Origin of the sequence: Xanthocytophaga flava (assembly GCF_030068545.1) — a bacterium.
Lineage (GTDB): Bacteria > Bacteroidota > Bacteroidia > Cytophagales > 172606-1 > Xanthocytophaga > Xanthocytophaga flava.
The window spans coordinates 202,185-211,830 of the sequence record NZ_JASJOR010000017.1; the positions used below are offsets into that span (position 1 = coordinate 202,185).

The window sequence follows — 9,646 nt, forward strand, 5'->3', positions numbered from 1 at the left end:
ATACACTCAAATCATACAGGCATCTGTTCTGTAATGATGTCTGTATGCACTCTCATAAATCACATTTTGACTTTAATTCTACTTATACAATTCTCCTTTATTGTAAAACCATACATAGGTTTCCTCCCAAAAACAGAAAATAGATTTACCTGTGAAATTTCCTGTAGGTATCTGCATGTATATTTGAACCAGTTATAGTATTTCCACCATATATTCTCTATGATAAAACAATTACTACCTTGCTTGTTTGCAGCCCTTATGCTGATTACCGGGTGTGAATCTGATAGTGATCCGGCTCCAAGTATCCAAAAAACATGCAAAATTATCAGCATCCATTCTACATACATAAATTCGGATGGAAGCAAAGATACATCGACAATAACCCATGAGTATGACACACAAAATAGACTTATTGCTATCAATGATATACGCAACTCATCTAAAACTGAATCTACCTATAATTCAGAAGACTTTTTAACAGAACAAAGAAGTATTAAAAATGGTCAAATTGTAAATGTAACAAGTTATGAATATGTACAGGGTAAGCTCCATAAGACCACCATTACATCAAAAGAGAATGGACAAAAATATAGAACTGAACTAGTTTATGCTATGGATGGCTATCTAGTTAGTAGCATATCACAAGATTCTATCACATTTTCAGATGGAACTCTCCAAATATATACAGACACTACAGTATATACTTTTACAAATGGAAAACTAACTGGAAAAATTCAGAAAGAAGGAAATTCTACTCATACTACAATTATAGAAACAAATGAGAGAGGCTTTGTTACAAAAGAAATTGGTCAGGATAATAATTCATCATTAAATGGGAATAAGGACATTTACATGTATGATGGAGAAGGACAACTGATTCGACGTGAACACTATAGTAATGAGGAGTTGACTCAATATGATACCTATGAATATGATGACAAAGAAAATGCAGCAAATATACTATATTCTTCACCAAAAGGACATCCTACATTTAGAATCTATTATGGCTTTCAGGTGCATAATATGACAAAACACGCGAAATATTTTCTCGATCTGAATAGCAAAGTAATGGAGCAGGCGTATGTGGAGACGTATGAATACGAATATGATACTGAAGGATACCCGAAACAGCGTACGGGAACAGTCCTTTCACGTGGTAAAACAACAAAGTTCACAGCCCTATATACATTCAACTGTCAGTAATTCAGAGCTCTAACATTACTAAATACGAGAGGCTGGGTATAAATCCAGCCTCTCGTATTTTCCATTGCTCTTGTACTTTTACAAGTTGCCTCTTTCTCCACAACCTGCACATTACCTATGATGCAAACCTGAACTGGTTGATGACGGAGGTTGGAGAAGTGTCATGTAAGACAAACAGTAACTCAAAGTAACTAAAAGTAAATCAAACCTGTGTTTTGAGCGTAGTTCTGATAATCAAAACTACGCTCAAAAACGCATGTATTTAATGCCGATATTTGTAAAGTCAATCAGCAAGTAGTCCGGACACTGACTGGTGATTAGGTTTCACTATTCAACTACTTATACAATTATGGCATTAACGCTAACCTTATTGACATCCAAAGCAGATTGTGACAAAGTACTCGACGATCTGAGCAAACAAAAAAGCGAACTGGAATACAAGCAGATTGCAGTTACCCGCAGTCGTGGCAATGCCTCTGACCGGGCCAGTGATATTGAAGCGAATCTAGCCTCTGCTACTGCTGAAGTAGACTCACTGACCGCTATCATCGCTGTATTACCCGAAGGCTCTACCAAGACTGAGATGGAGACACGCAAAGTGAAGGCGGAGTACAAGCTGTTCACGGCTGAGCAACGTAAGTTGCAATACGGTACCACAGCGGTCATTCTCTACGAATCGCAGCTGGACGAGATTGAGCAACGGTTGTTTGTGATTGATGGCTCTATGTCTTCTATCACCACACACAAGGCTACACTACCAGCCTAACCCAAGGTAGTACTGTTGAGTTTGTATGATAACGGGAAGCAGTAGACTACTACTGCTTCTTTCTTTCAGGCCATACTTTCAGTACACCGTATAATTCCGTTTCCATTTCTTCGATCTAACGATTCTATTGTATGCAGATACGTATTTTACTCAGTGCCCTATGTTTTGTGCTCGGCTTAGCTGTAGGCGTCTTTACAGAGCATAGGCTTAACCCGGATGAGGTGTATACTTGTGAGGTAATAGACTATACCCAGATTGAGCAGATTGTAGCCAAACAGGTTGCAGCTCACACGGTGCAAGCATTGGATGTAGAGAAGATCAAACATGTCAAGAGCTTTACCTATGCCCCAGTTTTTCAGGTGATGGATACCTGCAAAGGCCCGTAAATGGCCAGAATGTCACAAACGATGTATGGGATAATCCGATCTTGTAGGGGCGCACCCATGTGTGCGCCCGGTTTCCCACAAACCATGCCTGTAACAATCGGACACATGTAGGGGCGACTGGCGGTCGCCCACAATGCTATCCGAACGATTGGGATATATCCGAATTCTGGTTGTCACAAACTGCGTTTGTGCATTTCCGATATCGTAGGGGCAGGGCTTGCCCCTGCCCGGTTTCCATACACGAATGATTGGGTATATCAGACAACCATTTCGGATTGATCCAATAATTCATGTGGGGAAAGACGGGCACCCGCAAGGGGATGCCCCTACATTGTCGGAAATTCACATACAGGGTCTGAGACAATCTGGGCGAACACGCGGGTTCGCCCCTACATTGGGTCGGAATAACCCCAATCATTCGGATGGCAAACAAGCAATTATATCACCCCTAACCCTTAAAATCCTATGGCAAAATCGATATACGATTACATCCAGTTTGTACTAGACAACTGGAAAACCTCGACCCTGGGTTTATTCACTTTCTCAGGATACATTCTCTGGCTGCTGAATCGCATCGACACACAAGCTTTCGTTTCGCTGCTAGCCTTCATTTCAACAGTTGGGTTCTTCTCCATGAGAGACCCTAAATAACAGAAGTTTCTGGCGCGGGTGTACACCCAATGCCATTAAGAAAAGAGAGAAACTCTCTTTTCTATTATTTATTTTTCTATCCTTCTGTAAGAATCATCCCTTGCTGTCCTTCTGAAAGAACCTTGTGACAAATAGTGTCATCTATGGTTTTTGAGAGAAAAAATACATTCCAAAAGGAAAGGCCGCCGGTCTTGTCACAAGGTTCTTTCAGAAGGACAAAAAAGGAAAGTGTTTATCCTCGTTAAGATTGATGATGACATGTAGAAAAAGGCTACAATACCCTATAATCACTACTTCGTTCCCGTCGTTGGTGTTATCACCAACGACCCTGTTTCCCACCGTTCACGTTGGTGATAACACACAACCTGGGGAAGAGTACAACGTATCGACACGTCCTATTCACTTTCAAAAAACCACGACACATAACAAACCCATGCACTTCCAATACCTAATCATTCACTGCACTGCCACACCTGCCGGACGATGGGTCTCCCCTGAAGATGTGAAACGTTGGCACACCGCTCCCATTCCCTACGGCAATGGCTGGAAGCAAGTCGGCTACTCCGATCTGATTCTGTTAGACGGCTCGCGTCACCAGTTCGTCAAACACAACAATGACCAGACCATAGATTCTTTCGAGATCACAAACGGTGTAGCAGGCATCAACTCAATTTCCCGCCACCTATGCTATGTAGGAGGTCTGGACAAAACCTTTCACCAAGCCCAGGACACCCGCACCCTTCAGCAAATCGAAACGATGCTAACGATCATCCATGAAGTGTTAGCCTATGCTCCCAACATCAAGATTGCCGGACATAACCAATTTGCCAGCAAAGCCTGTCCAAGCTTCTTTGTTCCTACTTGGCTTAAACAACTAGGCATTCCCGAACATACCATCGAATGGCGTAATCTGTTTAGGTAGGAAAGCTATTTCAGACAAGCCTGGAAGAAGTAAAAATACAAAAGCCGACTTTTATTCCGTCGGCTTTTGCGTTCTCTTTACCGACCGTTACCACTTACAATCACGTATTTTCAGCTGGAAGAAATCGTATTCTTTATACGTTATGTCATAAAATTAACAAATATAGATGCAACCATCTATATACATCTTGTGTCAAGACATAAACAATAGTTCCCTATGAAAATAAAAATAGTTACTATCATGGCTTTAGCCTTGTACCTATGTGGTTGTAAAAAGGAAAAACAGCCTGAGTATGGTTGTGATAGCCCTGTCTTATCGACTGTTAACAATATTTCGGGAGTACTTTATTATGACGAAACCAGCAAGCAGGTTTCCATTGTACCAGAAGGATTTCCTCTAAAAGTGTATCAGGTATGTAATCCTGAATATGAGCAGTTTGAACAATTGAATTACAAAACAAAGGATAGTATTCCTGTCCTTTTTGATGGTCAACTGAAAGCACTCAAGATGGATTATTACTCAGATCCGGTATACATACAGCAACAGGCAATCACTATTCTTTCCATTTCGAAAAAATAACCTCATTCCCTTCAGATGTATTAGTGAAGCTAAATAGTGACGGAGCAGGAGGATATACAGTTGTATGGATCATTAAAGAAGGAAAGTATAGTCATAGAACCGTCCTAACCATCGATTGAAAAACACAGAACACTAGCCAGTACTAATTCCTGCTATCACCCCCCACCTCATTCAACACCATTTGCCCATCGGCAATATGCCTAAACAAACATTGCCTGTCCTTCACACAGAAAGGATGGATACTATTCCTTATCCCAAAGCGAAATACACTCCTGACTAACAGAAAAAAACATAAAAAATGTTGACCCTCAAAAATTAAATGTAAATTAGACACTTCTACAGTTTCACTCGTTTTGTCAGAATCTAAAACCCCTAAACTAATGGAATGGACATTCGACAACATTATTACTACTGAAAAAGAACTCCGGGACATTATGGGATATCCCAACGAGATCGTTACCCGAAAAACAATCCGGTATATTGATGAGCATTGCCGGAGCTTTATTGAACAATCCCCTTTTATTACCATTGCCACCGCTGACCTGAGCAACAATTTTGATGTATCTCCCAAAGGAGATCCTGCAGGTTTTGTAAAAATATTGGACGAGCAAACACTGGCTATCCCAGACAGGCCAGGAAACCGTAAAGCAGATACACTCACAAACATCATTCAAAATCCGCATATAGGTCTGATCTTTTTAATTCCGGGAGTCAGGGAAACATTACGGATCAATGGAGAAGCCAAAATAGTCACAGACCAATGGGTGCTGGAACAGTTATCCTGTGAAGGTAAGCTACCCTCATTTGCCATCATTGTAACTGTCAAAGAAGCCTTCATGCATTGTGCCAAGTGTATGATCCGGTCGAACCTATGGAGAAATCCGGATTATACACAAGAGCATTCGGTTCCATCACTGGCTAAGGTACTAGTTGACCATGGAAAGCTCGACATCTCCTACGAAGAACTGGATGATCGCATAAAAAAGGATGAGAAAACGAATTTGTATTAACAAGTATACCCCACATGCAGGTTGATAGCTTACTTTCTTCCTCTACAGCCTGCATGTGAGGTATGAACCGGCTGATGACTCTTGCTGGACAGATACAAGGCAATATCCTTATAACGCATATAACGCATCCTGTTCCCATCGCAGAGGGTTTGCAGTGATGTATTGGGCAATCTGCTGGTGGGAACGGGCATTGCGTATGATGTGTTCGTAGTAGTTACGTTGCCAGACAGAACCTGAGGTCTGCCGAGTATCATTAACCTTTTTGGTTACACTGGCTTTATATCCCCCAATCATAGCACCCAACGATTTCGGATTTAATCCTGTAGGGGCGATTGGCAGATCGCCCTGGTTCCCAGCCGAACGATGGGTTTGATCCGAGCCTTTAGTAATGGCCTGGGCGACCTGCCAGTCGCCCCTACATTGTGTATCCATAATTTCGACAATGCCATGCATGTGATTGGGCATGATAATGAATTCATGCAATGCAATTCCCTGTCGGATTTCGACCGATTTTTCCCATTCCTGATGGGCTATCACCCCCGCCTCATTTAACACCATTTGCCCCTGTTCAATGTGCCCAAACAAACATTGCCTGTCCTTCGTACAGATGGTCACAAAATACAAACCAGCCAGACTATAATCATAATCTGACAGCCGGATAGATCGGCGGTGATGGGTGGCAGGTGTGTAGAACAGATCTGACAAGATACAGATATTTTAACCTGTATCTGCGAAGCGGGCCAGAAAGTAACCTACACTATGAGCCCAAATTAGTTGATAACGGGGGTGGGAGGTAGCAAACAAACTCACAATCTTTGAGTAACATAAAAATAAAGACAAAGGCATCCTAAACTACTGAGAGATTTCTTTACGTATCTGATGGTGTTACCAATTCAATGCATTGGGCTCAGCCAGAAACAGATCGTCCAGATCCGGGTCTACATTTCTCAGAATACCCCGACGGTGGTATCGTTGCATTTCCTTCCATACAGTAGGATGTGCCTCGGTTTGAATTCCCTCCCGCATGAGCTGTAACTTACCGGCAGAAGCTCCGGCATTTCGTTTATGTACATACTGATACAACCGGGCTTTGTAATTTTCGAAAGCGCTGCGTCGGGATTTTCGTAAAAACTCACGTTCATTCAGCCGAAGCACTGTATTGATTGTATATTCAGCCTTCTGGTGTTCGGGAGTGCCAGCAGGTGCGGTGATGACAAACTGAAAAGTAGAAATCAGATCCAGCATACAATAGGCAAAGGGATCTTCTATGCGGGGGTTAATAAGAGCATCATCCCCGGCAGGCGGTTCTGCAGCCTGTTGGCCACGTGGCGGATTTACTTCTACAAATTGCCCATCTGAGTGACGAAATACAGCAAACTTATTGTTTTTAGGACCATTGCAATTACCACAGGCATAGACATAGTTTGTCCAGCTAAAGCATACCCCCGGATATAAGTCCTTAGGACGAATGTGCTCTACCTCATCTCCTACCGAATCTTCACAATAGACACAACGCCGTGCGCCTGAACACATATCGGATAGTTTTACCTTGATGGCATCAAATACGGTGTTTCCTATTTTATTCCGGCTACCAAAGACCGCTTTGGCTTTCTCACTTCTTTCTGTAAATGTAGTCAGTCTATCAATCTCATCCTGATACTCCTGCAGTTTGGCAAGTATAGGTGAGGCAGGAGCTATCGTATTAGGAAGTTTTATCATAGGGTTTCTGTTGGAAAAATAGCTTTCAGATCCTGTAATTCTTTCTTTTCTGAATCTGAGATAGTACCCATTACCGACTTTATATTTAAGGCTGCCAATTGGTTTATCTTTTCTGTAGACTGTGCAGAAATAGATACATTCTCTCCAAATACCTCCGTACCATACGCATCCAGCACATTGCCATAAATCAATCGATCCCGTTGAATCCCTGTCACAGGACCCGATTCATTGCCACTACCCGGAGCTGCCAGCCGCCAGATGCTTCCTTTTTCAGCAGCCCGACATACCAGCGGGCTATGTGAGGTAACAATAAACTGTAACTTGGGAAAATATTTCGTAAACCACTGCCCAATGCGGGTTTGCCAGGTTGGATGCAGATGGGCATCTACTTCATCAATGAGCACTACGCCTGGCAGGTTGATAATCATCCTATCTTCCCGGATATCTTTAAATACTTTATCCTCCCCATATACTCGTACCATTTGCCGGATTAGCTCAAGTGTCAGACTGAGAATAGACCGGTATCCATCACTCATCTGCATAACGGAAATCTCAGCACCATTTCCATCTTTGAATACAACACCGTCCGAACTAATGCGGAGTAAGCTGGTATTGTGCGGTAAAAAATCAGTAGAGTTAATCAGACGTTTCAAATCTTCGAGCCAGTCCCGATAGGAAGCATTGATTGCCCGCTGTTCCAGCATTTTATAATTGACAGTAACCAGCCATCGGGTGGCCTCGGTAAGCGCCACATCTTCACCAAACAAACTTAGATGGGAAGCTAATCGGGTATACCCTGGGTTCTCGAATACCTTTTCCATTTCGGTTGAGCCTCCTGAAAACCGTCGAAAAGGGCCATATCCGGCAGAAAACCAACCTTCCTTCCCTTTCCAGAGGGCAGCAGGCACCTGATTTTGTACACCTGTTGTTGTATCAAAAAATACATTACCTTCCGGCTCTCTCCTGAAATTGAGTTGTAGCGTAAAGCTCTTGCCTATACCAGATGTACTATCCTGACTATCAATCCCCTCTTCTGGTTCAATACCTAATTCTACACTCCCATTGTCTTCCTTCCAGGTGATCCAGTTATTCCAGTTAGGTTTGATGCCCAGTATTTCTTCCGGACCTACCAGGCCTAAAGCAATAGAGCGAATGATGCTTGACTTTCCGGCACCATTGTCACCAATAAGCACATGCCAGCCGGCAGGGTTCTCAAACTCCATTTCAAAGTGCTGAATGGATCGGATGTTTTTGATACTTACTTTTTGTATGTACATGTGCTTTAACTATTCAGGTTGAGCTGCTGCTGAAAGAATATTCCAGGGTAAAAATAATGATCTATTCGTACTAATCCCGTCTCGTACTATTCAGGAGCCACAAATGTAAGGACTTTACCTACTTTGGAAAGGGTGAAGGGATGTAAAAAATGAAAAAGGAGATCACTACTGACCTCCTCCCATAAAAATGGACCGTAGGGAAGTAGAAAAAATCGGTGATTTTACTTAGTTTACACATAAAGAAAATCGCCATGAAAAACGGATCATCTCTGATCCAATAGTTTACTGAAGCGCAAATCGCGTTTGCATTGAAGCAGGCTGAGAGCGGGGTCTCAGTTGAAGAAGTCTGTCGAAAGATGGGTATTAATGAACCGTATCTGGTTCACATGCTACCTTCTACAATTGGAAGAAAAAGTTTGGCGGATTGGGTGTTCCAGAGTTACGCCGACTGCGCCAATTGGAAGAAGAAAACGCTAAACTCAAGCAACTGGTAGCTGATGGATCATCTCTGATCTGCGAGCCTAGACAAACAGATGCTACAGGATGTTCTGAAAAAAAAGTTTTAAAACCAGTTGTCCTGCGTAAACTGGTTACCCAAGTGATAGACGACTATCGGATTTCAACCCGCCGGGCTTGCTCGGTATTGGGTTTGCAACGATCAGTGTGGTACTATCAAAAGAAAAAACGCAGGGATGATACCGTGCTCAAAAAGCGGATCAAGGACATCGCAGCTGTGCGGATTAGGTATGGATATTTGAGAATTTATACACTTTTACGTCGCGAAGGATGGCGTGACAATCATAAACGGGTATATCGGTTGTACAAAGAGGAAGGCCTGAATCTACGCAGCAAACGCCCGATCACAGCCGAGACGCTCGCAATCGTTCGGCCAATCATCGGTTGGAAAGAGTGGTGCCGCTAAGAAAAAATCAGGCCTGGAGTATGGACTTTGTGGCAGATCAGCTTTTTGACGGGCGTAAGTTCAGAACTCTGACTGTTATTGACAATTATTCCCGTAAATGTCTGGGTATTCTGGTGGGGCAGTCGATCAAAGGAGAGCAAGTAGTGGAATTTATGGAGCGGTTGAAAAAAGAAGAAGGATCAATTCCGACGCGTATTCAGGTAGATAATGG

At 42.7% G+C, this 9,646-nt stretch carries 11 protein-coding genes and 1 pseudogene; 8 read left to right on the forward strand and 4 right to left on the reverse strand.

Features of this window, described 5'->3' with window-relative positions; all coding sequences use genetic code 11:
* The first annotated feature begins 219 nt into the window (after positions 1–219).
* The 3 genes from QNI15_RS23545 (at position 220) to QNI15_RS23555 (ending at position 2,355) form a co-directional block, all read left to right on the forward strand.
* Entirely contained in the window at positions 220–1,203 is a 984-nt protein-coding gene (locus QNI15_RS23545; RefSeq protein ID WP_314033900.1) for a hypothetical protein, read from the forward strand.
* Positions 1,204–1,552: 349 nt separating this feature from the next.
* Positions 1,553–1,969 (forward strand): hypothetical protein, encoded by a 417-nt coding sequence (locus tag QNI15_RS23550; protein WP_313981648.1) that lies wholly within the window; start codon positions 1,553–1,555, stop codon positions 1,967–1,969.
* Positions 1,970–2,100: 131 nt separating this feature from the next.
* On the forward strand, positions 2,101–2,355 hold the full coding sequence (locus QNI15_RS23555) for a hypothetical protein (RefSeq protein ID WP_314033903.1): 255 nt from the start codon (positions 2,101–2,103) through the stop codon (positions 2,353–2,355).
* A gap of 12 nt (positions 2,356–2,367) precedes the next feature.
* Here QNI15_RS23555 and QNI15_RS23560 read toward each other — a convergent pair whose 3' ends face one another.
* Positions 2,368–2,532: a hypothetical protein gene (locus tag QNI15_RS23560; protein ID WP_314033905.1), complete on the reverse strand. Its 165-nt coding sequence runs from the start codon at positions 2,530–2,532 to the stop codon at positions 2,368–2,370.
* Between the two features lie 288 nt (positions 2,533–2,820).
* Here QNI15_RS23560 and QNI15_RS23565 point away from each other — a divergent pair, with 288 nt between their 5' ends.
* From QNI15_RS23565 to QNI15_RS23580, 4 genes are all read left to right on the forward strand, one after another.
* Positions 2,821–3,006: a hypothetical protein gene (locus QNI15_RS23565; protein WP_314033907.1), complete on the forward strand. Its 186-nt coding sequence runs from the start codon at positions 2,821–2,823 to the stop codon at positions 3,004–3,006.
* Positions 3,007–3,439: 433 nt separating this feature from the next.
* On the forward strand, positions 3,440–3,928 hold the full coding sequence (locus tag QNI15_RS23570; protein WP_314033909.1) for an N-acetylmuramoyl-L-alanine amidase: 489 nt from the start codon (positions 3,440–3,442) through the stop codon (positions 3,926–3,928).
* 216 nt (positions 3,929–4,144) lie between these two features.
* Complete coding sequence (locus tag QNI15_RS23575; protein WP_314033911.1) at positions 4,145–4,507, forward strand: hypothetical protein; 363 nt, start codon at positions 4,145–4,147, stop codon at positions 4,505–4,507.
* Between the two features lie 380 nt (positions 4,508–4,887).
* Positions 4,888–5,517: an MSMEG_1061 family FMN-dependent PPOX-type flavoprotein gene (locus QNI15_RS23580; protein WP_314033913.1), complete on the forward strand. Its 630-nt coding sequence runs from the start codon at positions 4,888–4,890 to the stop codon at positions 5,515–5,517.
* Between the two features lie 108 nt (positions 5,518–5,625).
* Here QNI15_RS23580 and QNI15_RS23585 read toward each other — a convergent pair whose 3' ends face one another.
* The 3 genes from QNI15_RS23585 to QNI15_RS23595 form a co-directional block, all read right to left on the reverse strand.
* A complete protein-coding gene (locus QNI15_RS23585; protein WP_314033915.1) occupies positions 5,626–6,222 on the reverse strand; it encodes a transposase in 597 nt (198 codons plus the stop codon).
* A 180-nt stretch (positions 6,223–6,402) separates the two neighbouring features.
* Entirely contained in the window at positions 6,403–7,236 is an 834-nt protein-coding gene (locus QNI15_RS23590; RefSeq protein ID WP_314005803.1) for an aminoglycoside phosphotransferase, read from the reverse strand.
* Complete coding sequence (locus QNI15_RS23595) at positions 7,233–8,513, reverse strand: AAA family ATPase (RefSeq protein WP_314033917.1); 1,281 nt, start codon at positions 8,511–8,513, stop codon at positions 7,233–7,235. Before QNI15_RS23595 ends, QNI15_RS23590 begins: the two co-directional genes overlap by 4 nt.
* Positions 8,514–8,809: 296 nt before the next feature.
* Here QNI15_RS23595 and QNI15_RS23600 point away from each other — a divergent pair.
* Positions 8,810–9,646: pseudogene (locus QNI15_RS23600) on the forward strand (IS3 family transposase); the annotation flags it as partial.